Below are 26725 nucleotides of genomic sequence, written 5' to 3'. Positions count from 1 at the left end.
TGGACCCCTGACGGTTCCACGGTCGCCGTCAGCAACCCAGAGGAACTCCTTGCCGTTTCCGCCGTCGCCGCCAGTTCTCCCGGCGAGATTTCCGCCACTTCCGCGGTTGCCGCCGGCACCTCCGCCGAGACTCCCGCCCCTTCGCCGCTCAACACAAGCGTCTCCATCGAGACCCCCATCCGCTCCCCGGCCGTCGCCGGCGCCTCCGGTGAGGCTCCCGCCGCTTTCGCGAGGGTCGTCAGAAGGTCCGTCGGGGCTCCGGTCGCCTTCGCGATCATGGCCAGCACCTCCGCCGAGGCCCCGGCCGCACCCGGCGGGCGTGCCATTTCCGCCACCCGCAGCGCCGCCGCCAGCCGCGTCTCCGCCGCCAGCGCGTCCAGCCGCTCCCACGCCGACGTGTGCGCGCTCTCCTCCGGCGTCCGCGAAAGCCCCGCCCGCACCGGGTTCAGCTCCACGTACGCCATGCACGTCAGCAGCGCCCCCTCCCCCTCCAGCAGCCGGCACTGGTACCGCCCCTCCCAGAACCGCCCCTTGCACCCGTCCTCCGCGTTCGCCTTCCGCGCGATGTACTCGTTCAGCCGCCCCATGAACCAGCTCAGCTTCGCCAGCCGCTTCCGCAGCTGCCGCACCCGCGACGCCTTCTTCACGATCCGCTTCACCTGCACCCGAAGCGTCTCCTCGTCCGGCGGGGTCTTCCGGGAGGGGGAGCTCAGCACCCAGTTCCGGGCCACCTCCTCGTCGGTCATGGCCTCGGCCCGGTCGGGGCGGGTGCGGAGGATGTCGTGGAGGTGGTTGTCCATGACGGCGTAGGCGAGGACGTCCACGGCGAAGTAGCCGGCGAGCTGGACGAGGCGGTCGCGGACCCAGTCCTTGCGGTGGTCGAAGTTCTTGCCGGTGTCGGGGTCGTCCCCGCAGAGGAAGGCGCGGCGGACGCAGCGGGCGGTGCAGTGGTAGACCCGCTCGGCGCCGTCGGCGACGATGTTCTTGCGCGCGATGGCCATGGCAGCCTCCTGGAAGTGGACTTCACCCTTACTAACGTTTTCGCCGAACAATATCCGAAGTTATTTCGCAAAACCGGTGCAAAAAAATGGGGGGAGGCTCCGCGCTGACCCGGGAGAGGGGACCGGGCCGCGGGGCGGGAGACGGATGGGAAGCGCCGCGAGCAGGCTTGGCGGGCAGGTCGGGAAGGGGGACACTCACTTTTCCACTTCGCTTGAGTGTCCTGTTTCGACGCCTGGCTGGGCCTGCACCTGGCCCCGCCTCGTGGCTGACAGGTTCCGCGGGATGGGCACCGGCCCGGGGGGGACGCGGAGGGAGGCGAGGGACGGTTAGGAGGCCCGGCGGGCGGGTCGGGAAAGGGACACTCAGTCTTCCGCTTCGCTTGAGTGTCCTATTTTACCACGCGCCTGGCCTGGCCTGCTCCTGGTCCCGCCTCGTGACTGGCTGGTTCCGTGGGACGGGCACCGGCCCGTGGGTAACGCGGGGGGAGGCGAGGGACGGTGAGGAGGCCCGGCGGGCGGGTCGGGAAAGGGACACTCAGTCTTCCGTTTCGTGTGAGTGTCCTACTCTCACTACTCTCACACTCTGGCAAGTGCCCACCTCTTACTCTTACTCTCGAAGAAACGCGACATGACCACCACAATCTGAGGTAAAATGCCTTTTTCGGGAGGTGAACATGAAAAGAGTCGCCCTGACCGCTCTACTCGCGATCACCCTGCTTGCAGGGAGCGCCTTGGCCGGTAAGAACCCTCTGTCCTTCGAAGATCTCTTCGGCATGAAGCGTCTGTCGGATCTTCAGGTTTCGCCCGACGGGAGATGGGCCGCCGTTGTCCAGGCGGAATTCGATATCGATGCCAACAAGTCAACTACGGACATCTGGCTCGTTTCGCTCACGAAGGGGGAACGGCGCCGACTGACCACCTCGCCGGCTCGCGATTGGCACCCGAGATGGATCGCGGGCGGGAAAGAACTGGTGTTCCTTTCCACACGAAGCGGGGATTCCCAAATCTGGAAAATTCCCTTGGACGGCGGTGAGGCTGTCCAAGTCACCAATCTTTACTCCGGGGTGGACAGCTTCGCCTGGTCCGCGGACGGTTCGTTCATCCTTTTCGCGGCGGAAGTCTGGCCCGATGCCCCCACCGAGGCGGAGAATCGCAAGAAGGACGAAGCACGGGCCGCGGACAAGAGCACCGGCAAACTCCTTGACCGGCTCTTCTACCGCCAGTGGAACCGATGGGTAAACGACAAGTACAGCCACGTTTTCCGCTATGACCTGGCTTCGAAAGAGATTCGGGAACTGACTCCCGGAAAGGTGCACTGCCCGCCTCTCGACCTGGGATCAACCCATGACTTTTCAATCTCGCCGGATGGGAAGGAAGTGACCTGGGTACTCAACCCGGACGCCCAACCCGCGGTGTCCACCAACAACGACGTGTTCCGCCTCAAATTGGACGGTGGGATTCCGGAGAACTTCACGGCTTCGAACAAGGCCAACGATTTCGGACCTTCGTACAGCCCGGACGGCAGGTTCTTCTCATGGTTGGCCATGAAACGCCCCGGTTTCGAAGCCGACAAGGTGGATCTCTGGGTCCAGGACCGGGGTACGGGGGAACGCCGCTGCCTCACCGCCTCCTGGGACCTTTCCGTGGACGACTATCGCTGGGCCCCGGACAACCGCACCGTGTACCTGACTGCCGCCGACCGGGGCCGGGTGTCTCTTTTTGCCGTCGCCCTCGACGGGGAAGGGGTGAAAAAGGTTTATGGCAAGCACCACAACGGATCACTCAACGTGGCGCCCGACGGAAAATCCCTGGTCTTCCTCCAGCAGGCGGCAGACCGCCCCGACGATGTCTGGCGCCTCGACCTGGCCACCGGGAACATCGATCGCCTGACCGACGTCAACCAGGGCCGCATGGCCTCGATCGAGATGGGTGTCCTGGAAGAGTTCACCTTCCCGGGCGCGAAGGGGGAGGCCGTCCATGCCTTCTTCGTCAAGCCCCCCGGATTCGACCCGTCGAAGAGATACCCTGTGGTGGTCCTGGCCCATGGCGGTCCCCAGGGGGCCTTCGGAGACGAGTTTCACTACCGGTGGAATGTCCAGATGTTCGCCTCGCCCGGGTACATCCCCCTGATGATCAACTTCCACGGTTCGCGGGGCTACGGTCAGGCTTTCATGGATGCCGTCAGCCGGGACTGGGGCGGCGCGCCCTACGAGGACATGGAGAAGGGCGTGGACGCGTTCCTGGCCCGGTTCCCCTTTGCGGACGGAACCCGTCTTGCCGCCGCGGGGGCTTCCTACGGCGGGTTCATGATGAACTGGATTGCGGGGAAAACCGACCGCTACAAGTGCCTGGTCTCCCACGACGGAGTTTTCGACCAGCGCGGGATGTACGGCGCCACCGAGGAGGTCTGGTTCCCCGAGTGGGAGTTCGGCGGCAAACCCTGGGAAGCCGGTTCGCTCTACGAGAAGTGGTCGCCCTGCAACCTGGCGGCGAACTTCAGGACACCCATGCTGGTCGTGCACTCGGAGCTGGATTACCGGGTCCCCGTCAGCCAGGGGTTCCAGCTTTTCACGACCCTCCAACGCTTGGGGGTCGAGTCGAAGATGCTTTACTTCCCCGACGAGGACCACTTTGTGTCCAAGCCCCAGAACGCCCGGCTCTGGTGGAAAACTGTCCTCGGCTGGATCGGCGACCACGTCGCGAAGTGAGCGGACCTTGCGTGACCGCCGTCGATAGACCACGGCGGTTTCGGGGGGGCGCGGTAAGCGGTTGACCCGCATTCGTGGAGTTTGAGGTCGGAACCTGACGCCCGGGGGGGCGCGCAGCATACGATCGGGCTCGCGGCTTCACCGGGCCGATTGGACCCGTCAATGCCCACGAGCAGAGGGGAAGCGGGACATGGGTGTCCAACCCAAGGGAAACGAAGCGCAGTTTGTGGAGCGGTTCAAGGCGAGCCGGTCTCTCCGTGCCCAGATGGCGCTGATCCTTTTCGGGGTGTGCCTGTCGGGCCCCCTGTTCAGCAAGGTGATGCTCCTGGCAGGGGTTCATGGCATGGCGGTGCGATATCCCCTGGCGGTCGGCGCCGCCTACCTGACTTTCTTCCTCCTGGTGAAGGCCTGGCTGACCCTGGTCCTCCCGGCAGGGACACCCGGGCGCGGGGAGGGGTCCTCTCCGGGGCCAGGGGACGGCAGCGTCAGCCTGGGAGACGGGCTGCCGGATCTGGCGGGATCAGGGGATGCCTCCCCGTTTCGCGGGGGTGGCGGGCGCTTCGACGGGGCTGGCGCCGCCGTAGCCCTGGACGGCGCCGGGGGTGGGATGCGCGGATCTGCCGGAGCTGGAGGGATCTCCAAAACGGGAAAGGGGACGTCCGGTCCATCGGGTTCCTGGGACCTGGACAAGGAGGTGGTGGTTCTCCTTCTCCTCGTTGCCCTGCTGGCCGTCATCTTCGGGGCGGCAATCCTTCTGGTCTGGCAGGCGCCGGTGATTCTGTCCGAAGCCGCTCTTCAGGCCGCCCTCGCCTCAGGATTGGTCCGACGGACGCACCAAGGCGCCGCCGGACACTGGACCGGCGGGGTCTTCCGCGCCACATGGAAACCCTTTGCGTGGGTGCTGGCCCTGGCCCTGGTCCTGGGGCTTACCGCCACCGCCCTGTTTCCCGGAGCGGAGAAGCTCTCGGACATTCTCCGCTCTCTCTGACGGCCGGATCACCGCTTTCGGACAAACCGGATATCCGCCCGGTTTCCCTGGACATCGTGGAAAGATCCCTCGATGATCCCATCCCGCAGGATCCCGCTGTAGACGGCAAAGTAATCATCACGGGAGTTCCCGGTGACATTGCTCTGGACGATGGAGACCACCCGACCGCCGCGCCCGGCGAAGATCGTTCCCGCGAAGACGCTGGCATCGCGGATGTCGGTGTAGCGCCCGGTGAAACCGTTCCCGCTCCGCGTAAACCTCACGGTGTGAGTCTGGTTCAGGGCACCGCGCCACGTGAGTGTCCACTCTCCCTCGAGAGAGCCGGAATCCGCGGCGGGCGGCGGCTGAACGGTGGGAGGGGTCCCGCCGCCGGTCACCGTCCAGGCGATGTTCCGCCAGCACCCTTTCCCCTTGTTGTAGGCCGTCGGTTCCGGGTCGCCGAGTTCGAGGCTGCCTTTCGGCACGTTCGGGGAAGCCGCGGCGCCGGGCTCGATGTTGACGCCCCCGCTGACGCGCCGGCCGTCCACGAAGAGGTCGAAGGATTTCTGCCGCGGCCGGGCTTCGGCCCGGAACCGGTACCACCGGTTCAGTTCCAGCTTCATGACGGGCGGGACGCAGTTGTACTGACGGCCGGACTGGAAGTGGGTGACCTGGGGACCCCAATCGGTGGAGACGTGGACGAAACCGTCGTCGTAGAGAACCAGCCAGTGCCCGTCCGGCGCCAGCAGCTTGAAGTCGAAGGAGACGACGTAGTCCCGGTCGAAGCCGTAGGGCCTCGGCTGCCAGATGTACGCCGTACCGCTTTTCATGGCGTCGATGCAGATCTCCCCCCCGCCGGCGTTCACCGTGTTTCCGCCGGTGGTGACGGTCTGCCATCCCGCCGCCTCGGCCAGGGCGGCCGTGGACAACAGGATCACCACCGGCAGGCACCGACGAAACCGAACGGGTATGGATGGGAGGGCTTGCGGCGGCCTGGACGATGTTTTCATCACTACCTCCTGAAAAAGGGGACTGATTCGAGCGTCGGCAACCAGTGACGGGTGCGGGTTTCATTCCATGCCCCGATTGTAGCACCGGGGAAGGGACCGGGGAAAGGGAAACGTTGCTAGAATCGGTTCACCGGACCTGTGGATTCAGATTGACGGATGGTCACTCCTGACTTACTGTAGGAATGAATGGAGCAGACCCCGGGAGTGCCCCCGGGATCACTCGCGTCCCTTCCAGGCTGGTGGGCGCGGGTCTTGGTCTGATCGGGTCCCGCCCGGCGGGTCGGAGGTGTCATGGCCACGGACGATCACTCCGCAGGTTCGGATAAGCCGGGTTTGGAAAACAGGGCCCGGCATTTCGCCGAGCTGACCCGCCGGTTTCACCGGATGATCCTCCGGCTGGCAACCCGCGAGACGCGACGAGGGACCGAACGGAAACGGGTTTTCGGTTACATCACCGAGCAGGTTTCCCGGGCCCTGCAAGTGGATCGGACCGGGGTCTGGCTCTTTGACGCCGAGGGTTTGCGCCTGACGTGCGCCGACGTTTTCAAACGCCCGGACAAGCGTCACGAAGACGGCGCCATCCTGCCGGTCCACGACTTTCCCCGCTATTTTGATGCCCTGCGCCGCGGCCGGGGGGTCGATGCCGCGGACTCCCGGAACGATCCCCGGACCTGCGAGCTGTCCAACGGCTATCTTGTGCCGTCCGCCATCGCCTCCAAGCTGGATGCCCCGGTCCGCCTGGGCGGGAACCTCGTCGGGGTGGTGTGTGTCGAGCAAACGGGCAGTCTCCGCGCCTGGGCCCGGGAGGAGGTTGACTTCGTCTGCGTCGTGGCGGACCACGTGGCCCAGGTGATCTCCGACTTCGACCGGCGGAAGGCGGAGGCAGACCTCCGGCTCACCGAGGCCCGCCTTCAGAGCCTTTACGAGATCTCTATCTCCCCGGCCGAGAACACCCAGGCCCTCCTGGATTTCGCCCTGGACGAGGCCATCCGCCTCACGGGCAGCAAGATCGGGTACATCTACCATTACGACGAGGAGGCCCGCCGCTTCAGCCTGAATTCCTGGTCGCAGGACGTGATGAAAGAGTGTTCCGTCGCCTTGTCCCAGAACATTCACGACCTCGACCGGACGGGCATCTGGGGAGAGGCTGTCCGTCAGCGGCGGCCGATACTCGTCAACGATTTCAACGCGCCCAATCCTCTCAAGAAGGGTTACCCCGACGGCCACGTCAAACTTCAACGATTCCTGACGGTCCCCATCCTGACCGGTGATTCCATCGTGGCCGTTGTGGGGGTCGCCAACAAGGCGAGCGACTATGACGCCGCCGACTCCCGCCAGCTCACCTTGCTCATGGACGCCGTCTGGAAGATCGTCGAGCACCGTCGAACGCTGGAGGCGCTGCGGGAGAGCGAGGAAAAGTACCGGGCCCTTCACTCCTCCCTCAGTGAGGGGATGTGCCAGTACGAGATCGTTCGCGACAGCTCCGGGGCCCCGGTCGACTACCGGTTCCTCGAGGTGAACCCCGCTTTCGAGACGATCCTCGGGGTGACCGCCCCGGAAGCGGTCGGCCGGCTTGCCTCCGAGTTCTATCGAACGACCAACCCGCCCTACCTGGACATCTATGCCCAGGTCGCCGAAAACGGTGAGCCGGCGCACTTCGAGGCCTATTTCCCCCCGCTGGACCGTCATTTCGCCGTGGCGGTCTTCTCCCCCCGCCAGGGGCGGTTCGTCACCCTCTTCCAGGACATCACCGAACGGCGTGTGGCCGAGCACAAACGCCTCGAACTGGAGAGGAAATTCCTCCTGGCCCAGAAGATGGAGAGCCTCGGCATCCTCGCGGGAGGCGTGGCCCACGACTTCAACAACCTCATGATGGCCGTGACCGGCAACCTCGAACTGGCCATGCTGGACCTCGGCAGGGATTCCCGGGCGTTCAACAACATCCGGCAGGCCCTGGACGCAACCCAACGGGCGGCTTCTCTCACCCGGCAGATGCTCGCCTACGCCGGCAGGGGGCGATTTGTCCTCCAACCGGTCAACCTGGGTGAATTGTTCAAGGAAAAGTCAGACCTGCTCCGGGCATCCGTCGATCGCCACGTACGACTCTCCCTGCTGCTGGACAGCCGGGTCCCCCCCATCGAGGCGGACCCTCTCCAGATGGAACAGGTCGTGATCAACCTCCTCACCAACGCCGCCGAGGCCATCGGCGAGGACGACGGGGAGATCACGCTGAAGACGGGACTGCGGGAGTGCGACGACACCTACCTGAAATGGAGCCGTCTGGAGGAGAAGCCCCCCGCAGGCGTCTACGTCGTCCTCGAGGTCTCCGACACGGGGTGCGGGATGAACGCGGAGACCCGGCAACACCTCTTCGAGCCCTTCTTTTCCACCCGGCTCATGGGCCGGGGGCTGGGACTTCCCGCGGTGATGGGGATCGTTCGCAGCCACATGGGCGCCATCATGGTGGACAGCGAACCCGGCCGGGGGACGACCGTGACGGTCCTGTTCCCCCCGGTCCAGGCGGCGGTTCACGATACCGCCCCGGTTGACGGGACCGGTCAGGAGGCCACCGCACGCGAGGGTACGGCACAGGGGACCATCCTGGTGGTGGAGAGCGAGAAGATGGTCCGTGAGGTCTGCAAACGGATCCTCGAGTACCTCGGCTACGCCGTCATCATCGCGTCCTCACCCCAGGAGGCGATCGAGATCTTCAAAAGCCGCCGTTCCGGGATCGACGCCGTGATCCTCGATTTCACGACGCCCCGGGCCAGCAGCCTCCTGGTCGTTGCCCGGATGCGTGAACATCAGCCGGACGTGCGGATCATCCTGTCCAGTGACGGGGAGGAGAAAGACACCGTCCAGGGTTTCGGGGGGCAGGCCCACCTCGGGTTCGTGAAGAAACCTTACCAGATCCGCAGCCTCAAGGCGACTCTCGACCGCCTTCTCTCCGGCGAAAGGGCGAAGAAACCGCCCGACAAGGTCACCGCGCCCCCGAAATAGACGTCTGTCCGCGGGAGACGGAAAGGAGTCCCCGAATGTTGCGGGTTCACCCCGGCCGACCCGAGACAACGGGTACCGGGGCGGAGGGCGAGGAGACGAAGGGATCGGCCTCAGTCGAGGTCCGCGGAGGTGATCGTCTGTGTGACGAGGGGGCCGAGCTCATTGATCCGGACATAGGGTAGCGGCCGGAGCTTCCGGGTCCACTGCTGGGTCAGATGGCTGTCGAAAAAGTTCCAGGACACCAGGCTGTCAGGGTGTTCGGGCTCCAGCAGAAGCGTTGCCAGCATGGAAAGGGGCTGGGCGGTTCGGACCACGAACCAGCCGGGTTCAAGGTCCACGGCCGCGGGTGTCCAAAGCCCGGACAGGCTCACCCGGACGTGCCCCTCGGAAAGCCACGTGTCGAGGGCGATCGACGACGGCTCGAAATGCTCCGCCTCAACCCGGCTTTTCCGGACCACTCGGCTCACGGCGATCCCGTGGCGCAGAAGTTGGCGGACGGCGGGGACGCACCCGGGGGCGAGGGCGTAGGCAGCCGGCAGGGTGGTGTCGTGCAGGGATACGAAGCGGCGAAAATGAGGGACACTCACTGTTTTCGGCTTGTCCAGGACCGGTTTGAACCGGGGGTAGCCCAAGGGGCTTGTGAAGGGCTCAACTTCATAGGTTTCAACGGTCAGCGGCTTGTCGAGCGATTGAGTGTCCACTTTCAAAGACAGCTTCGGGCGCTCGGCCGCGGGGAGGGACGCCACGGCGGCGGCCCGCTGGTCGGCGTCCCGGGCGATCACGGACATCTCGGGGGCATGGTCCAGGACGAACCCGATCCAGGTATCGACAAAGGCCGTGCAGTGGGTGACCCGGGTGGAGAAGGGGATGTAGGCGTACATTTCGAGGAGGCTGGCAAACCGGTTCCGGAGAGCCACGTAGTCCACGCCCACCCGCGGGGAGGACGGGAAGCTGACCCACCCCGACTCGGGCTTGAGGTCGTCCTTGAAATCGCCATAGGGAAGGGAGGCGATCCCCTGGGCGCGGAGGGCCCGGTCCACGGCCGGGTAGAGCCTGTCCCAGAGGAAGCGGCTCAGGGCGGGGTCCCAGTTGGGGCCCATGGGGGAGGTGTAGGTCACCGTTTCCCGGTGGTAGGACCCGTCGGTGGTGTGGATGTCCAGGTAGACGAGGGGGTCCCACCGCAGGAGGACCTTCTCCAGCACGGCCCGGACCTCCCGGGTCTCGGTCTTGACGTAATCGCGGTTGATGTCGAGGTTGGCGATGGTGGCCCGTTGCCCGACCCCCTTGGCCGGGTTGGGCATGTAGTTCCGGTTGGCGGGTGAGACCGGCTCGTTCCCGTCGGCGTTGAAAATGGGCACGACCAGGAAGATGCCCCTTCGGAGCCAGTCCCGGTGCCTGCCCGCCACGAGTTCCCGCAGGAAGACCTGCAGGGCTTCCTTGCCTTCCACTTCGCCGGCGTGGATGTTGGCCTGGAGGTAGAGGACGGGGCGACCGTCCCGGAGGGCTTCCACGGGGGAGGAGGGCAGGGGGTCTCCCGCCACCACCAGGGGAACCTCCCGGCCCTCCAGGGTGCGGAGGAGTGTCTCGACCCGGAGGTGGGGGCTGGCCTGCTGGAGGGTCCGGATGAAATCCACGACGTCCTGGAAGGAGCTGGTTTCGCCGTAGTCGGTGAGCTCAGCCCGGGTCTTCGGCAGAGGGGGATCCCCGGATGCCCGGACCGCCCCGGAAGATGCGAGGGACACCCAAACGGCGTAGACGGTGAGGCCGGCCCGGATGATGCGCGTCATGGGACCCTCCTGCTCGACGCCTGTCACTTCGCGTCGACGAATTGCCGGGCGAAGTACCTGGCGCTGAGTTTTTCCCCGGTGGCGCGACGGATCATCTCGTTCCACTCGTACCGGGCCCCCGGCTTGAAGACGCTGTCCATGAAAAACCGGCCCAGGGCCTTGTCCCCGACGAAGGCCTGCGAATTCAGGTCATTCGATTTGCTGATCTTCCGGGCGGCGTGGTTGAGGAACTGCGAGGCGAGCAGCTCTCCCAGTTGGTAGTTGTGGTAGTAGGCCGGCACCGTGGCGATGTGGATCTTGGACGCCCAGTCGGGCGCTTTGCGCCCCGCGGGCTTGCGGATCATCTGGTATTTTTCCACCAGGGCCCACCAGAGGGCGTCCAGGTCCTGGTCCGGGTTCTCGTAAAGGGCTTTTTCGAAACGGTACATGACCTGGGCCCACCGGCTGAACACCAGTTGCTGGAGGCGCAGGGACTTGAAGCAGTCTCCGACGATCCGCTCGCGCTCGTCGGGGGAAATCCCCGCCATGGTCTGCAGCCAGGCCGGGTTGGCGGCCAGGCGCCCGAAGAACATGGCCACGGCCTCGGTGGTGAAGGTGTGGGCGGGCGTCCGCAACACCCAGGGAAGACCCGGGTCGATGAACTTGTCGTAGACGGCGTGACCGGACTCGTGGAGCATCGTCCCCATCCAGCTGAAATTGTCCTTCACGTTGCACACGATCCGCACGTCGCCGCTCCGGTCGATGTCGGTGCAGTAGGCGTGCTGGTATTTCCCGTCCTTCTCGTAGAGGTCGCTTCGCGAGAGGATGTCGTCCAGGGGCAGGCCGATCCCGGCGAAGTACCGCCGGTTCAGGTCGACGACGTCCTTGCCCTTGTAGTACTGGTCCAGGTCCACCGCGTAGACCTTGGGCGCCTCCTGGAAGAACCGGTTCTGGTAGTGCCAGGGCATCAGTTCGGCGGTATCGATGCCGAGACGGACGGCCAGCCTGGCGTCCAGATCCTTCTTGACGGCGGTGAAGGTGTCGCGGGTCAGGGCGTCCAGTTCGTCGAAGAGGGCGGCGATCTCCCTGGGGTCCTGCTCGCCGAGGATGAGCTGCATCTCGTGGAAATTGCCGAAGCCCAGCTTGCGGGCCGTCTCGTTGCGGAGCTTGGCCAGTTTCACCACGTCCGCCGCCACCAGGGCGCCGATCTTCTTGGAACCCTCCCAGACGGCGCGCAGTTCCGGCAGGTCCGTGGAGTCGACGAGGGTGGACTCCACCGCGTTGTCCGTCATCGTCCGGCCGCCCACCTCGACCCGGAAGGTGTTGAACTTCTCCTCGATGACCTTCTGCTGGCGGATCAGGGCCTCGATGTCGGCCAGGTCCAGCTGGCGGGCTTTAAACGCCAGGAAGAGGACGTCCAGCTGGCGTTTGAGGAGGGGGTCCTTGACGGCGTTCGACTTCTTCCAGGCCTCGAGCTTCCGGAAGGTCTCCTTGTCGGCGTAGACCGCGCTCGTCTTGATCTCGAGGTCCGCGGCCTTGTCGTAGTCTTCCTTCTTCCCGGAGATGGACGCGTCGAAGTTGGCAAGGTTGGACGCCTTCTCAAGCGGGGCCACGCGAGCCTCGAAGTCCTTGACGAATTGACGGAATTCCTGTTCCATGGTCACCTTCTTTCCGGAGGATGCCTCGCCGGCGAACAGACCGGACACCCCCGCGAGGGTGACGCCGAGCACCAGCGACGAGGTGATGACGAACCTTTTCATTCTGAATCTCCTTGGGTGTTGATCTGAAGCGTGCGTCCCTGAAATCAAAACCTCATTCTACGCGGAAGCGACGCGAATGTTAACGGGAAAATGGCTTGGCAGGGGTAATGTCACGCCGAAAGCGCCCGAAATACGCAAGCGACAGGGCCGATGGCCGGGGGGGCCGGCGCAGAAAAAAGACGCGGGGCGGCTGGGGGGCCGCCCCGCGATCAACGTCGTTCAAGACCCGGGTCAGGCGGTCAGGGCGGCCAGGGCAATGGAGTAGAGCTTGGTCCTGGCGCTGTCGCCGCGGGACGAGAGGACCGCGGGCACCCGGGCGCCGGCCACGAAGGCCCCCAGTTCGCCGTGGGCGAGCTTGGTGGCGAACTTGTAGAAGACGTTCCCCGACTCGATGTTGGGGAAGAGCAGGCAGTCGGCATCGCCGGCCACGGGGCTCTTGCAGCCCTTGGTCTCGGCGCTCTCCTTGTCGATGGCGGGGTCGAGGGCCAGGGGGCCGTCCACCAGGGCGCCCTTGATCTGGCCGCGCTCGGCCATTTTGGACAGGATGGCGGCGTCCACGCAGGCCTGCATCCCGGCGGACATTTGCTCGGTGGCGGCGATGACGGCCACCTTCGGGCAGGGGATGTCCAGCTTCTGGGCCGTCTTGATGAGGCAGTTGAGGATGACGGTCTTCTGCTTGAGGTCCGGCGCCGGCAGGATGGCCACGTCCCCGACGGTGAGGAGCTTGGGGTAGGTGGGCAGTTCGATCACCGTCACGTGGGTCAGGACGGCATCCTTGTCCATCAGGCCCCCTTCCTTGTTCAGGATGGCCTTCATGTACTTGTCGGAACTGACGAGCCCCTTCATCAGGAGGTTCCCCTCGCCCTGGTTGATGAGGCTGACCGCCAGGTTGGCGGCCTTCATCTCGTCGGCTTCCTGGACGATCTTGAACTGGCCGGGGTCGATGCCGTGGGCGGCGCAGTTCTTGAGGATGGTGGCCTCGTCGCCGACGAGGGTGGCGTCCACGATTCCCAGCTTGATGGCTTCGTGGACGGCCTCCACGGTGTGGACGTCGTTGGCGAAGGCGGCCACCAGGCGCTTTTTCGGCTTGGACTTGACCGCCTCCAGGATCTGGTCGAGTTTGGTGATGGGCATGGATGAATCTCCTTTGATGAGTGATATAAAACTATTTGTTTACTCTCAGTTGTGCAGGCAGGTCTTCGAGGCCTTGACGTGGAACGTTTTCCTCGGGAGGCAGGGACCATATCCGGGCCCGGGGGTCGCGGCCATGGGTCAGTGAAGCCGTAAAGCGCTGCATTTCAACAAGGCGTCGGGGGCCGGGAGGAATAGAACCGGGATACCCTCGATGGAAACGCACTCGCCCTCTTCCTGGTAACCTTTTTCCCGCAGGTAATCATAGAGAGGTGTCAAAGTGACGGTCAGGCCGGAAGAGGGAAGCAAGGTAAAAACGTCCAGATCGTAAGTCAGAATCGTCTCCACGTGAAACAGCGCCGCCATGGCCCCGCCGACGGCATACGCTTCAACGATGCCGTCCTGGACCATCTGGTTGAGTACTTTCAGCGTCTGTTTCATGGGAGACGGCTACCTGCAAGATCTCAGAGGATTAAACCCGGGGGGCGGCAAACGCCGCCCCCCGGAATTGGTCACTTCTGGGGCGCTTCCGGCTCGGATTCCTCGAACTCCCCGCTCTCGCGCTTGCTCTGGTAGACGGCCCACGCCACCAGGACGATGCCGATGGCGGCCACCATGATGCCCACGATGGGGGCGCCGGCCTTGAAGCCGGGGATCAGCTGGGAGAGGATGTCGTTGTCGCCGGAGATGTTGAACTGGAGCACCAGGCCGAGGGTCAGGAGGCTGACCATGTTCATGACCTTGATGAGGGGGTTGATGGCCGGGCCGGCGGTGTCCTTGAGCGGGTCGCCCACGGTGTCGCCGGTGACGGCCGCCTTGTGGGCCTCGGAGCCCTTGCCGCCGTAGATGCCGTCCTCGATCATCTTCTTGGCGTTGTCCCACGCGCCGCCCGCGTTGGCCATGAAGACCGCCAGGAGCTGGCCCGACAGGATCATGCCCGCCAGGAAGCCGCCGAGGGCGAAGGGGCCGAGGAGGAAGCCGACCAGGAGCGGGACCACGATGGCCAGGAGGCCGGGGCCCACCAGTTCCTTCTGGGCGGTCAGGGTGCAGATGTTCACCACCTTCCCGTAGTCGGGTTTCTTGCTGCCCTGCCAGATCTCGGGGTCGCGGAACTGGACGCGGCACTCCTGGACGATGTAGTAAGCCGCGCGCCCCACGGCGCGGATGAGCATGCTGGAGAAGAGGAAGGGAACGGCCCCGCCGATGAGGAGGCCGATGAAGATCTTGGGCGAAGCGACGGAGAGGAGGCCCGCCACGTTGTTGTACTGGGACATGGTCATCTCCGTGATCTTCTCCTCGCTGCCGACCGCGATGACCGCGATGAAGCTGGAGAAAAGGGAGACGGCGGCGATGACGGCGGAGCCGATGGCGATGCCCTTGGTCTCCGCCTTCGTGGTGTTCCCCACGGCGTCGAGATCGGCCAGGACCTGCCTCGCCCGCTTGTAGGACCCGGGCTCCTTGGCGTCCATTTCCGCCTTGTCGTAGCCCATCTCGCCGATGCCGTTGGCGTTGTCGGCCACCGGGCCGAAGACGTCCATGGAGATGGTGTTGCCGGTGAGCGTCAGCATGCCGATGCCGGTCATGGCCACGCCGTAGGCCACGAAGATGGGGCCCGTGCCGGCGTAGCAGAGGACGGACAGGAACACGGCCACGGCGATGACGGCGATGGCCACCACGGTGCTCTCGTAACCCACGGCGAAGCCCTGGATGATGTTGGTGGCGTGCCCCGTGCGGCAGGACTTGGCCAGGCTCTTGACGGGGGGGTGGCTGGTGTGGGTGTAGTAGCTGGTGACCTTGTTGAGCGCGATGGCCAGGATGACGCCGATGAAGCAGGTGATGGCGGGGCGCCAGTCCACGCCGGGGACGCCGAGGTTGTACCAGACGCCGCTCAGATGGTCGGAGATCGGGACGCCACCGACCACCCAGCCGGGGAACCCGGCGGCGGACATGGCGTTCTCCTTGACGTAGGCGGCGTCGAAGACCAGGTATTTCCAGCCGAGAACGACGAAGCCCAGGACGCTGATGGCGGACCCGATCCAGAAGCCGCGGTGAACGCTCTTGAGGGCCGTGTCCGAGGTGTCCTTGGCACCGGCCTTGACGGTGTAGGTGCTGATGATGGACCCCAGCACGCCGATGCCGCGCACCAGCAGCGGGAAGATGACCCCCTTGTGGCCGAAGGAGGCCATGCCGAGGATCATGGCGGCCACGATGGTGACCTCGTAGCTCTCGAAGATGTCCGCGGCCATCCCGGCGCAATCGCCCACGTTGTCGCCCACGTTGTCGGCGATGGTGGCGGCGTTGCGCGGGTCGTCCTCGGGGATGTCCTTCTCGATCTTGCCCACCAGGTCGGCGCCGACGTCGGCGGCCTTGGTGTAGATGCCGCCGCCCACGCGCATGAACAGCGCCAGCAGCGTGCCGCCGAAGCCGAAGCCCAGCAGGGCCTCGTAGGCCTGGGCGCCGAACACCAGGAAGATCAGGGTGCCGCCGAGCAGGCCGAGCCCGTCCGTCAGCATGCCGGTGATGGTGCCGGTGCGGTAACCGAGTTGCAGCGCCTCGCCGTAGGAGTGCCGGGCGGCAGCCGCCACGCGCAGGTTCCCCTGGGTCGCCAGGCGCATCCCGACGAAGCCCACGCACCAGCTGAAGAGGGCGCCCATGAGGAAGGCGACGGCGCGGCCCCAGCGGAAAGCCTGCTCATGGCCCGTGAAGGTGAAGAACAAAAGCAGGGTGATCACGATGATCAGGGGGCCGATCTTCTTGAACTGGGCGTACAGGTAGGCGTTGGCGCCTTCCCGGACGGCCGCGGCGATGTCCTGCATCTTCTTGGTCCCCGTGTCGGCACGGTAGACCTGGCCGACGAGCATCAGGGCGTAGAGCAGGCCCAGGATCGCGATCGCCAGGACCGACAGCAGGCAGATCCGCTCCAGTGAAGAGTACTTGGGGTCCGTGAAGAGCCGGAACGGCTTGAAAGGCTCGGCTTCGTGCGGTGTTCCCGCGGACGTGGCGGTGGTGGCGGGCGGGGTCGCCCCTCCCTGGCAACAGGGGGCGGTCCCGGTCTCGGCCGCGGGGACGGCGGTCCCGGTTGCCGGTTCGGGAGCGGCCGTCACGGTCTCCGCGGGCGTCGACGTGGGGGGCGTGGTTTGCGAGAAACCGGGGTGGAAACAGTACATGGCGACGAAAAAGCACAGAAGGGCGCCCAGGTACCACTGCCGGTTCCTGCGGTTTCTCATGAGGCGGAAGAACTGTTTCTTCATGACGTCTCCTATGTGGATTTTGTAGATCTCTGCGTTCCCGCCGAGGGACTTTCTGGGGTGCGGGACTCCCGACAAGGCTTCACGAAGACGCCCTATTCTATTAAAAAGGCCATCGGATCGCAACCTCTTTTTCAGGGGCTCAAAGGACAAAGGAAACCGAAAACAGATGGAGGATGCAGACAGGCCAGGGACGGCACGGGAAACCGGGAAGGGGTGGATCGAACGCAGCGTCGGTTTCGCGAGTGCCCCGGGAGGCCCCGCTTTCGTGCAGGATCTGGAAAGAGCTTGACATGAGCGGATTTCCGCGTACATTACCTTCATGCCCTGTGATCGCTACCTTGATCTCTCTTCTCGCTTTCCCTTCGCGGCCTCGCCGGCCCGGGCCCGGCGGTCTCCCGATCGCTCACGACCGCGCGGGGAGGTTCTCCAATGCTGTCCAAAGAGGTGACACTCATGGTTAGGAAATTCCGTCCGGCCCTTCTTCTCCTGTCGTTTTGCGGGACATTTGCACTTGCCCAGGTCGGGGTCTGGCAAAACCACGGACCGAACCCGGGGACCACCACCCGGCTGGCCGTGGCGCCCAACGGCTACGATGGGCTTTTCGCCGGACAGTACCAGGATGGGGGGTGCCTGTCCGCCACCAAGGACGGCTCCGGAAACATCGTGTGGCAGACGTGGCGGGACAGCCTGTCCAACCCGAACGTCATCGATGTCGCGGCGGCAGTGGGCGACGGGCAGCAGATCTTGTGGGCGGCAACCACGTCCTACCTCTTCCGGAGCCTCGACCGCGGGCAGACCTGGTCCTCCCAGACCCCGGAACTGGCCTATTTCATGCGCGTGGAGTCGGCCATCGCGGTCGGTGCCCCCGATTCGATCCTCTATGCCTGCACGACGGCCGGGAAAGTCTGGAAAACATCCGACGGCGGCGCGACGTGGACTGACTGCACCGGCACGCTTCCGGGAAATCCAATCCACAGCCTGGAGGTCAGTTCCCAGTTCCCGACGTCTCTCTTCGTCGGGCACTACCAGGGGAGCATCCATGTCACCTACAACAGCGGCGGGACCTGGACGAAGGTCCGCGACGGGGCGGGGGACGGAAGGGTTTCCGCGCTCGCGATCCTGGATCCCCTCCCGCAGGCCGAACAGTACCACGTCCTGGCGGCTTACGCGGAGACCACCACGGGGACCAACCCGGGGCCGGGCATGGCGATCTACAAGACCGTGGACGGTGGAGACCATTGGAACAAGGTCTTTTCCCTCGCCAGCGTGGAATGCCTCGCGAAGGATCCCGAGGACGGGAACGTGGTGTACGCGGGGACCCGGGCGCACGACGGGGCCAGCGCGGTCTACAAGAGCACCGACCGCGGGAACACCTGGACCCCCTGCGGCAAGGATTTTGGGGAGGACGTGGGGGTCTCCTCCCTGGTCGTCGTTCCCTCCACCCACCCTCTTCCGGGGGTCTACGCAGGGACTTACGACGGGTCGATCCTCCGCTCCACCGATGGCGGGCTCCACTGGAAATGGGAGCCCCGGGGGTTGAGCAACCGGTCCGTCCGGGGCCTGGCGGCGTCGGACGCGGGCCTCAAGCGCTTGTACGCCGGTACCGATTACGGGGAGTGTTTCGGGAGCCTGAGCCTGGGGTGGACCTGGGGCCTGATGAATTTCGGCGCGAACGACCTGTTGCTCGGGAACAAGATTTACGACCTCGCCGTCGAGCCCGGCAGCGCCTCACCCGTCCTCTACGCGGCGGCGAGAAACCTCCAACTCGTCAGGAGCCCGAACGGCGGCATCTCCTGGGAACCGGCCCCGTTGCCCGACCAGAGCGTCAACGTGTGGACGGTGGCCTTCGCTCCCGGTGACCCGGACATGGTCTATGCCGCGGGCGGCCAGATCTTCAACGGCCCCAGTTTCTTCACGAGCGAGGACAAGGGGCAGACCTGGGCCCAGCGATCCCTCAACTGCTGGGGCAACGACCTGGCCGTCAGCCCCGTCCATCCGGGGAACGTCTTCGTGGGGTCCTCCGCCTCCTACCCGAGCTATGGCGTCTACGGGTCTCAGGACCGGGGGGCGAGCTGGCCAACCAACCTCCGGGGCCTCCAGGGCATCGATGTCCTGGCGGTGGCCGTCAAGCCCGGCGGCGGCCAGGTGGTTTACGCGGGGACCGACGGGCATGGGCTTTTCCGTACGACGGATGGAGGGGCATCCTGGTCTTCCTGGGGTTTCAACGGGAAAACGGTGGCCGGCATCGCCGTTCACCCCTTCTGGACGAACCAGATGCTGGCCGGGGTGCCGGGGGAGGGGGTTTATCGGAGCACCGACGGCGGCGGGACCTGGTTCCTGTCCAGCACGGGGATCTGGGACAAGGACATCCTCGAGGTCCTCTATCACCCTGCCAGCCCGGCCTGGGCTTTCGCGTCGACGGACGGCGGGGGGGTCTTCTTCCGGAAGATCGTCCTGGACCTGAACCTGGATGACCTCTTCGACGTGATCGATCTGGTGGATTTCGGGGACCTCCTGGCGGAACGCCGTCACACGGTTCCCGGCGGTTTCGGTGCCGCGGACCTGAACGGCGACGGCGTCGAGAACGCCGTGGACCTGGTCCTGATGTGCGTCACCCCGATGGACCTGACGCAGTAGCACCGTGAAGGAGACAAAACATGAAAGAAACCCGAAAGCCGGTATTGCGAGAGGAGGCCGTCCGTTGCTGGAACGACCTGTTGTCCGCTTCTCCTGGGGCGGATGCCGTCATCGACCACCTCCTCCGGAAGCAGAAGCACCGGGGGCTTACCATCGGGGTGCGGCCCTTCTGCATGGTCGGCAGGCCTCGTTTCGTCACCGTCGGGGAGATGCGGCGGGAGCACCAGGCCGTCTCCGTGCTTTCGCGGGCGGTCCGGAAAGTGCGCGATGCCGTTCTGGCGGACCAGAAGCTCCACGCGGACTACCTCGGGGGTTTCAACGAGTGGATCGGGACCATCCTCGCGCTGGAGCCGAAGACCCCCGAAATCCGGTCGATCCTTCGCTTCGACTCCTTCACCACCGGCGAGGGGATCCGGTTCGTGGAACTGAACGGCGACATCCCCATGGGAAGCGTCGGCAACGACGGACTGGTCCCGCTGTTCCAGCGTCTCGATTTCTACAAGGCCTTCGAGACGCGATACGAGGTGTGGCCGAACCTGATCCAGGTCGGGATGGTCCAGACCTTCGTCCACGCCTGGCAGGCCTGGGGAGGCGCCGGGACTCCCCGGATGTGCATGCTGAGTTTCGCGGGAGGGGTCCAGGACCGCTTCGCCCACCTCAACGCCCGCTACCTGAAGAAAATGGGGTTCGAGGCCGTGCTGGCCCACCCCGGGGACCTGGACTTTTCACGGGGGAAACTCCGGGTGAAGGGAAGGGCCATTGACCTCGTCTACCGGTTGATGCATACCGACGACTGCCTGGAGCGCGCCGAGGAAATCGCCCCCCTCCTCCAGGCGGTCAGGCAGCGGGCGATCTGCCTCGTGAACCCGTTCCGGAGCGAACTCCTGAGTCACAAGTACCTCTTCGCCCTCCTGACGGACGACCGCCACGACTTCGGTTTCACGCGGGAAGAGGTCTCGGCCATCCGCGAACACATCCCCTGGGGCCGGATCCTGCGGGACGGGCGCTCCTCGGGCCCGGACGGCAAAACCGTCGACCTGCTGGAGTACGTGCAGGCGAACAAGGACGACCTGGTCCTCAAGCCGGCCCACGCGGCGGGCGGGAGCGGGGTGTTCCTGGGATGGAACCTCGACGGCTCCGCCTGGGAAAAGGCCTTGCGGGAGGCCTTGGCGGGCGAGTACGTGGTCCAGCAGAGAGTCGGGATCACCCGGGAGTGTTACCCCCTTCTGGAAAAAGGGTTCCCGCTCGTGGAGTTCTATGAGGACACCGACCCCTTCCACTTCCCGGGCGGGTACTCCGCCGTCCTGAGCCGGATCAGTTCGGCCGAGATCACCAATGTCTCCCAGGGGGGCAGCATCGTGCCCACCTTCGTGATCGACGCCCGGTGAGGGGCGGGACGCTCGCTCGCGGGAAAGGGTAGGCCCGGAAGGACGAAAGGGCCAAAACGACCGTTTTTCTTCGCGAGCTTGGCGCCTTGGCGAGATCCGGATCCGGATCGATTCTCGCCAAGGCGCCAAGACCGCAAAGAAAGACCCTGTCGGCCGCAACTTCCACTCTCGGCCGACGTTTCGAAAGATCGATCCCAATGAACTTGCGAGATTTGACGGGTTCGCAAAAAGTCCTGGTTGTGATCTCACAGAGGCACAGAGGCACGGAGAAGAATCGTAAGGACTGTTGATTCTATTAAATACGATTTGTATTTCTCTGTGCCTCCGTGCCTCTTTGAGAGAAAAGGACTTTTTGCGAACGCATCAGATTTGACAACTTGCATGCTCATTTTGACAAAGACCGCATCTGGAAGGCACTGCGCTCTTCCCGGGACTTCGCCCGGCAACAGTGGCCTCGGAAGGCAACCGGTATCGATAACATGTTGGTAAGAACGCAGCCGCTAAAGCGCCTACTCCCCCGGCGCGGTCGGGGGCGCGGCGTCCCAGTTGAACCGGATGCCGGCGGTGAAGGTGCGGGCCCGCATGGGGAAGCCCGGTTCCGTGACGTAGGCCTTGTTGAACACGTTCTCGAGCTTGCAGATGAGCCCCAGTCCCAGCCCCAGCTTCCGCTCCAGCGAGGCGTTGAAGACCGCGTACCCGGGGACCCGGACGACGGACCCGTTGGAGGCGGTGTAGCGGGCGGAGGAGGCGGCGATCCCCCAGAAACTGAAACGGAACCAGTCTTTCGGGTGCAGGGTCAGGAAGGCGTTGAACTGGTTTTTGGGGGTCAGGTCCAGCGGGACGCCGGCGCTCAGGTTCTCCGCCTGCAGGAAGGTGTAGTTCGCGCTCAGGTCGACCCACTCCCAGGACCGGGAGGCCTCGGCCTCGAAACCGGCGATGGAGGCCTGGCTGATGTTGATGTTGATGTAGGTCCCGTCGGAGAGGTTCTTGCGCTCGATGAGGTCCTTCAGCCGGTTGTAGAAGACGGCTCCCGCGAGTCGCACGGGGCCCCGCCAGGCGGCGCCGAACTCGACGTTGGCGCCGGTCTCGTCCCGGAGGTCGGGGTTGCCGCCGGTGGAGCCGTACAGGTTTTTCATGCTGGGGAAGCGGGACTTCCGGGACAGGGTCAGGCGGAGGTCGATGTCCTCGGTGGGGTTGTACTTGAGGGCCACCAGGGGGTTGATCCGGGCCTTGTTGTTGCCCTCGCCCTCCTCCTTCATCAGGTAGTCGACGCTGGCGCCCACCTGGAGCCCCCACCGGGAGTTCAGGCGGATGTAGTCCTCCGCGCCCACGGAGAGGACGTCCTGGGTGAAGACCTCCCACGGTTTCCCCAGGTCGGACTGCTGCCGGACCTTGTCGGTGTGGAAGTTGACGCTGGTGCGGAGTTCGTGCCTGCTCCCGAAGGGCGTGGTGTTCAGGACGAAGAAGCCCCAGGAATAGTTGTCGTAGGTGGACCGCCACTGGCGGGTGGTGAGGGAGGCGTTCTTGTAGGCGTCCAGGACATTGTAGTAACTCACGTAGAAGGCCCGGAACTTGAGGAACCCGTCGTTGAAGCTGGGCGTGGTGCCGCCGAAGCTGACGGTGCAGCGGTCCCAGTCGGCGAAACGCCAGTAGTTGGCCTTCTGGACCTCCAGCGCCCACGGGATGCCGTAGTTGGTGTTGAACCAGCTGAACTCCCCCAGCAGTTCGATGTCGGGGCGGGGGTAGTAGTAGACCTTCCCGAGGATGTTGTTCCGCTCGTAATCGCTGTTGGCCCGGAGGGTGGTGCGGTCGCCGGCCCGGTAGCAGAAGCCGTCGGATTTCTCCACGTCCCCGCCGAGAAGGAAGATGAACTTCCCGAGGTTGATGTTGCCGTAGGCGTTGATGCGGGCGGTCTCGTTCTCGCCGCGGGTCAGCTCGGCGGAGAAGGAGGGGCGGTCGGGGCGGCGGGTGATCAGTTCGATGATGCCGCCCAGGGTGTTGGGGCCGTACAGGACCGAGGACGCGCCCTTGATCACCTGGATCCGTTCGATGTCGGACGCCATGAAGGTCTTCAGGTCGTAGGAGTTGAAGTAGGGCTCGTAAACGGGGATCCCGTCGTAGAGCAGGGTGGTGCGGCCGGTGTCCAGCCCGCGGATCTTGATGCGCCACTCGTCCTTGCTGCCCACGGACACGTAGGTCCCGGACGTGTAGCTGAGGACCTCCGCCAGGTCGCGGGCGTCGGCGGCCTCGATCTTGTCCGGGAGGAGCACGGACACGGTGGCCACCGGCATCTCCTTCGGGGTCTCCGAGGAGACCGTGATGGCCTCGGTAATCTCCGCCGGGGCTTTCTTTTCCGTGTCCCTGCCGTCGCCCTTCTTTTTTTCCTGTTCGCCCTGTGCCAGGGCAACGGCCAGGAAAAGGGCCCCCAGGAGCAGCGTCAGGACGGCCCGTGCCCGGGTGCCGCGGCACCGGCGGACCGCGCCCGGCGGTCGGAGGGAAAGGGCCCCGGAACGGGGGGGGAGGCTGGCGAGGGGTGAAGCGAAGACAGAGTGAACCATGACGTTCTCCTTTTCGAAGGTGGAAGGTACGGCCGTTTCCCGCCGTGCCCTGTCGGCCTTCCGGCGTGGCGCGGGGCGCTGTAGCACGCGAAGGCTCGGAGAAACGCGAACGATAGCATTTCACGCAACTTCAATGCAATCTTTTTTTCAAGGGGAAGCGAACGTCGGCATCCCCTTCGACGGAAGCCTGAGGGGGCGGCTGTCCTTTCAGTCCCTTTGGTCCCTTTGGTCCTTTCGTCCTTGCCCGGAAAAGCGGCGGTCTGCGCCTCGCCGCCTCACCGTCTCACAGGTTCCTCGCGTAGATCCGGTAGCGCTTGGAAACCCGGGCGCCCAGCATGACGGCGGCGCGGTTCATCATCACGTTGTCCTCCAGCACCCAGCCGATCTCGCCGTGGGGGTAGCCGGCTTCCCCCCCGTACCGGACGATGTCACGGTAGAGGAGGGCCGTGTAGCCGAGGTTCTGGTAGTCCTTGCGCAGGCCCATGGCCAGCACGCGCATGAAACCCACCCGGCGGCGCCCGGCCAGGAGGCGGACCCAGCCGAAGGGGAGCAAGCGTCCGCCCAGGTCCTTGAAGATCCGGTTCAGGTCGGGCATGGCGAAGATGAAACCCACGGCCTCGCCTTCCCGCTCCGTGATGAAGATGATCCGGGGATCGCAGACCCACTTCAGGCTCTCCGCCATGGCGGAAAGCTCCTCGCGGGACATGGGGACGAAACCCCAGTTCCGGCTCCAGGCGTCGTTGTAAACGGCGAAGACCCGCTCCAGTTCCTCGTCCAGCTTGTTCATGCGGATGGGCCGGTTGCGGACGTTCTCCTTGCTCTCCACCCGGTCGGCGAGGTGCCGGATTCGTTCCATCGGCATGTCCTTCGCCTCCAGGTTGTAGGCCAGCAGGTCGCGGGCCTTGTCGAAACCGGCGGCCTCCACGTGGTCGGCGTAGCAGGGCGGGTTGTAGGGCATCATGAGGACGGGCGGTCGGTCGAAACCGTCCACGAGGAGGGCGCACTCGTAGTTCGTGGAAGGGTTCATGGGCCCCTGGATGCGGACGAGCCCGCGGGCGGCGCACCAGTTCGCGGCGGCGTCGAGGAGGGCGGCGGCCGTGTCCGGGTGGTCGTCCGTTTCGAAGAAGCCGAAGAAACCGCTCTTGTCGCCGTGGTACTCCTCGTGGGCGTGGTTGTGGATCGCGGCGACGCACCCCCGCGTCCCCCCCGGTCCCTCCGCGAGGAAGAACTCCGCCTCGGCCTTGAGGTAGAAGGGGTGACGGTCGCGGTTCAGGAGCGCCTTGCGGTCCATGAGGGGCGGGGGGACCCAGAACGGGTGGCCGTGGTACTTCCGGTAGGGGAAGCGGACGAATTCCGCCAGGTCCTTCCGGGAGCGGACGGGGCGGACAGCGACACGGCTCATGAGTAGACCTCCAGCGGGTTCGGCAGGGCGGACCCGGGTACGGTGAACAGGGCTTCCCGCAACCGAAGGAGAAGGTTGTCCACCCCTTCCCCCGTGAGGGCGGAGAGGACGATGCCCCGGCGCGCCAGGAAATCCCGCTCGGGTGCCGGGAGAAGGTCGGCCTTGTTCCAGACCGACAGGCGGGGGATCTCGTCGAGGTCCAGCTGCCGCAGCAGGTCCTCCACGGCGCGCACCTGGATGTCGCGGTCGGGCGCCGCGGCGTCGGCCAGGTGGACGATGAGGTCTGCCTCCTCGATCTCCTCGAGGGTGGCCTTGAACGCCTCCAACAGCTCCCGGGGGAGGTCGCGGATGAAGCCCACGGTGTCGGCCAGGATCGCCTCCGCTCCGCCCGGGAAGCGGAGTTGGCGGGTGAGGGGGTCCAGGGTGGCAAAGAGCTTGTCCTCGGCCAGGGCGTCGGCCCGGGCCAGCCGGTTGAAGAGGGTCGATTTGCCCGCGTTCGTGTACCCCACGATGGAGACCACGGGGACGGCCCGACGGCTCCGGCGGCGGCGGCGCTGGGCACGGGCCTTGCGGATCCCCTCCATCTTCTCCTCCAGGAAGGCGATCCGGTCCCGGATGCGGCGCTTGCCCACCTCGAGGACCGTCTCGCCGGGACCGCGGCCCCCGATCCCGCCGGTGAGGCGCGACAGCGAGTCGTCGGCCTCCGCGAGGCGGGGGAAGAGGTACTTGAACTGGGCCAGCTCCACCTGGATCTTCCCCTCCTGGGACCGGGCGCGGCGGGCGAAGATGTCGAGGATGAGCTGGGTCCGGTCGATGACCTTCATGTCCGTCTCGCGGCAGATGGCGCGGGCCTGGGTGGGGGAGAGGTTCCGGTTGAAGATGAGCATGCCGGCGCCGAGCTGCATGCCGCGGATGATGATCTCCCGCAACTTGCCCTCGCCCATGACGTGCCGCGGGTCCAGCCTCGGGCGACGCTGGACGAGCACGTCCAGGACCTCGGCGTCGGCGGTGCGGGCCAGCTCCCGGAGTTCGTCGAGCCGGGACCGCTCCGCCTCCAGGCCCCCGGTGGTGACGCCGACGAGGATGGCCCGTTCGGTCGCGGCGCCTTCCCGGCCCCCGGGGGCGGAGCGGGTGAACTCCGCCTCGAGGTCCCGGATAAAGGCCGGGAAGTCCAGGTCGAGGCGGTACACCGGGACCGACGGCAGCTGGGCCCAGAAGTCGCCGGGCCGCTGTTCGCCCCCGGGACCGGCGGCGGGCTTGACGTGGGCCGTGTGGAGCAGGCCGGGCGTTCCGCCCTCGTCGATCTCCAGGACGCTCATGGTGTCGAGGCGCAGGAGGGCGAGGTCGGTGAGGTCCTCCTGGGAGAGCCCCGTGCCGTCCAGGTGGGTGTGGACGCACCGGAGGCCGCGGAACCGCCGGAAGCCCGTGCGGAAGCGCTTGAAGTCGGGGAGTTCGATGCGGTGGGCATCCCCCACCACCACGTACTCAACGCTCCCCGCCCGGTTCAGCAGGAGGCCGACCTGGCGGTTCATCTCCGCGGACACCTCGACCAGCCGGGCGGCCAGTTCGGGCGTGAGGAGGGCGTGGGGGGGGACCCGCCGCTGGTGGAGCTTCTCCAGCATCCGGGTCTGGTGGGGCTTCAAGCCGTCGGTGCGGCCGTGGAGGCGCGAAATGGCTCACCTCCGGCCGGGCCGCTTGCGCGACGCCTCGCGCCGGCGGCGGAGATGGGCCTCGTAGAGGGACTTGATGCCGGTTTCAGGCCGGGGAGGGGGGGGCTGATCCTCCCGGCCCGCGAACACCTCGTAGGCCTTGCCATCCACGGCGACGGCCTTGCCCTCCAGCTTCAGACGGTTCCAGTGGGTGCAGAAGGACTGCCACCTGCCGCCGCCGCACGCTTCGAGGCACTTCCAGTCGGAGTCGGTGCAGTTGACGCACTCCCCGAAGAGCATGCACACCCGCGGGACGGGCGTCCCGCAGGTGCGGCAGGGGAGGAAGGGCTCCTCGCAGGCGGCATACCGGTCGCACGATTCCGCGTCTTCCCGAAGGACGCCTTCCCCGAAGACCCGGCAGCCGTAAGACACGTTTTCCTTCGTCTGTGACAGGAGGTTGCCGTCGTACCAGTGCTTGCAAATCCTGCAGTCCACTT

16 protein-coding genes and 1 riboswitch are annotated in these 26725 nt (G+C 65.6%); of the genes, 5 read left to right on the top strand and 11 right to left on the bottom strand.

Annotation, left to right across the window (positions count from 1 at the left end):
* The coding region (locus KA419_11720) for a hypothetical protein (GenBank protein MBP7866608.1) at positions 1-1001 on the bottom strand (1001 nt) is incomplete at its 3' end.
* A gap of 1019 nt (positions 1002-2020) precedes the next feature.
* Here KA419_11720 and KA419_11715 point away from each other — a divergent pair.
* Both KA419_11715 and KA419_11710 read left to right on the top strand, forming a co-directional pair.
* Complete coding sequence (locus KA419_11715; GenBank protein MBP7866607.1) at positions 2021-3709, top strand: S9 family peptidase; 1689 nt, start codon at positions 2021-2023, stop codon at positions 3707-3709.
* Between the two features lie 190 nt (positions 3710-3899).
* Positions 3900-4697 (top strand): hypothetical protein, encoded by a 798-nt coding sequence (locus KA419_11710; GenBank protein ID MBP7866606.1) that lies wholly within the window; start codon positions 3900-3902, stop codon positions 4695-4697.
* Positions 4698-4705: 8 nt separating this feature from the next.
* Here KA419_11710 and KA419_11705 read toward each other — a convergent pair whose 3' ends face one another.
* Positions 4706-5686, bottom strand: coding sequence for a hypothetical protein (locus tag KA419_11705; GenBank protein MBP7866605.1), 981 nt, complete (start codon positions 5684-5686; stop codon positions 4706-4708).
* A gap of 291 nt (positions 5687-5977) precedes the next feature.
* Between KA419_11705 and KA419_11700 the strand changes: the two genes are divergently transcribed.
* Positions 5978-8686, top strand: a complete 2709-nt coding sequence (locus KA419_11700) for a GAF domain-containing protein (protein MBP7866604.1) — start codon at positions 5978-5980, stop codon at positions 8684-8686.
* 110 nt (positions 8687-8796) lie between these two features.
* Here KA419_11700 and KA419_11695 read toward each other — a convergent pair whose 3' ends face one another.
* The 5 genes from KA419_11695 to KA419_11675 all read right to left on the bottom strand — a co-directional run bounded on the left by KA419_11695 (position 8797) and on the right by KA419_11675 (position 16447).
* A complete protein-coding gene (locus KA419_11695) occupies positions 8797-10473 on the bottom strand; it encodes a hypothetical protein (GenBank protein MBP7866603.1) in 1677 nt (558 codons plus the stop codon).
* 23 nt (positions 10474-10496) lie between these two features.
* Positions 10497-12212, bottom strand: a complete 1716-nt coding sequence (locus KA419_11690) for a M2 family metallopeptidase (protein ID MBP7866602.1) — start codon at positions 12210-12212, stop codon at positions 10497-10499.
* Positions 12213-12443: 231 nt separating this feature from the next.
* Positions 12444-13346 carry a phosphate butyryltransferase gene (locus KA419_11685; GenBank protein ID MBP7866601.1) on the bottom strand — a complete coding sequence of 301 codons (903 nt, stop codon included), beginning with the start codon at positions 13344-13346 and terminating at the stop codon, positions 12444-12446.
* Positions 13347-13484: 138 nt separating this feature from the next.
* Positions 13485-13784 carry a hypothetical protein gene (locus KA419_11680; protein ID MBP7866600.1) on the bottom strand — a complete coding sequence of 100 codons (300 nt, stop codon included), beginning with the start codon at positions 13782-13784 and terminating at the stop codon, positions 13485-13487.
* Between the two features lie 71 nt (positions 13785-13855).
* Complete coding sequence (locus KA419_11675; GenBank protein MBP7866599.1) at positions 13856-16447, bottom strand: sodium-translocating pyrophosphatase; 2592 nt, start codon at positions 16445-16447, stop codon at positions 13856-13858.
* Positions 16448-17047: 600 nt separating this feature from the next.
* On the opposite strand from KA419_11675, the gene KA419_11670 reads away from it, so the two are divergent.
* Complete coding sequence (locus tag KA419_11670) at positions 17048-19231, top strand: hypothetical protein (GenBank protein ID MBP7866598.1); 2184 nt, start codon at positions 17048-17050, stop codon at positions 19229-19231.
* A 20-nt stretch (positions 19232-19251) separates the two neighbouring features.
* Entirely contained in the window at positions 19252-20619 is a 1368-nt protein-coding gene (locus tag KA419_11665) for a hypothetical protein (GenBank protein MBP7866597.1), read from the top strand.
* Between the two features lie 509 nt (positions 20620-21128).
* Here the strand turns inward: KA419_11665 and KA419_11660 are convergent.
* From KA419_11660 to KA419_11645, 4 genes are all read right to left on the bottom strand, one after another.
* Positions 21129-23177 (bottom strand): TonB-dependent receptor, encoded by a 2049-nt coding sequence (locus KA419_11660; protein MBP7866596.1) that lies wholly within the window; start codon positions 23175-23177, stop codon positions 21129-21131.
* Positions 23168-23290, bottom strand: a riboswitch (molybdenum cofactor riboswitch). (Overlaps the previous gene by 10 nt.)
* Positions 23291-23460: 170 nt before the next feature.
* Entirely contained in the window at positions 23461-24579 is a 1119-nt protein-coding gene (locus tag KA419_11655; protein ID MBP7866595.1) for an N-acetyltransferase, read from the bottom strand.
* Positions 24576-26201: a GTPase HflX gene (gene hflX, locus KA419_11650; GenBank protein MBP7866594.1), complete on the bottom strand. Its 1626-nt coding sequence runs from the start codon at positions 26199-26201 to the stop codon at positions 24576-24578. Before hflX ends, KA419_11655 begins: the two co-directional genes overlap by 4 nt.
* A gap of 54 nt (positions 26202-26255) precedes the next feature.
* Positions 26256-26723 carry a hypothetical protein gene (locus KA419_11645; GenBank protein ID MBP7866593.1) on the bottom strand — a complete coding sequence of 156 codons (468 nt, stop codon included), beginning with the start codon at positions 26721-26723 and terminating at the stop codon, positions 26256-26258.
* Positions 26724-26725 lie beyond the last annotated feature (2 nt).

This window comes from Acidobacteriota bacterium, assembly GCA_018001935.1.
Lineage (GTDB): Bacteria > Acidobacteriota > JAAYUB01 > JAAYUB01 > JAAYUB01 > JAGNHB01.
The sequence above is the reverse complement of the archived record's forward strand: the minus strand, read 5'-3'. Positions and strand labels throughout refer to the sequence as shown.

Bases quoted from the DNA above. Each gene is read 5' to 3' on its own strand.
- KA419_11655 (MBP7866595.1), bottom strand. From the start codon at position 24,579: ATGAGCCGTGTCGCTGTCCGCCCCGTCCGCTCCCGGAAGGACCTGGCG.
- KA419_11670 (MBP7866598.1), top strand. From the start codon at position 17,048: ATGGTTAGGAAATTCCGTCCGGCCCTTCTTCTCCTGTCGTTTTGCGGG.
- KA419_11660 (MBP7866596.1), bottom strand. From the start codon at position 23,177: ATGGTTCACTCTGTCTTCGCTTCACCCCTCGCCAGCCTCCCCCCCCGT.
- KA419_11685 (MBP7866601.1), bottom strand. From the start codon at position 13,346: ATGCCCATCACCAAACTCGACCAGATCCTGGAGGCGGTCAAGTCCAAG.
- KA419_11695 (MBP7866603.1), bottom strand. From the start codon at position 10,473: ATGACGCGCATCATCCGGGCCGGCCTCACCGTCTACGCCGTTTGGGTG.
- KA419_11680 (MBP7866600.1), bottom strand. From the start codon at position 13,784: ATGAAACAGACGCTGAAAGTACTCAACCAGATGGTCCAGGACGGCATC.
- hflX (MBP7866594.1), bottom strand. From the start codon at position 26,201: ATGCTGGAGAAGCTCCACCAGCGGCGGGTCCCCCCCCACGCCCTCCTC.
- KA419_11705 (MBP7866605.1), bottom strand. From the start codon at position 5,686: ATGAAAACATCGTCCAGGCCGCCGCAAGCCCTCCCATCCATACCCGTT.
- KA419_11665 (MBP7866597.1), top strand. From the start codon at position 19,252: ATGAAAGAAACCCGAAAGCCGGTATTGCGAGAGGAGGCCGTCCGTTGC.
- KA419_11700 (MBP7866604.1), top strand. From the start codon at position 5,978: ATGGCCACGGACGATCACTCCGCAGGTTCGGATAAGCCGGGTTTGGAA.
- KA419_11690 (MBP7866602.1), bottom strand. From the start codon at position 12,212: ATGAAAAGGTTCGTCATCACCTCGTCGCTGGTGCTCGGCGTCACCCTC.
- KA419_11710 (MBP7866606.1), top strand. From the start codon at position 3,900: ATGGGTGTCCAACCCAAGGGAAACGAAGCGCAGTTTGTGGAGCGGTTC.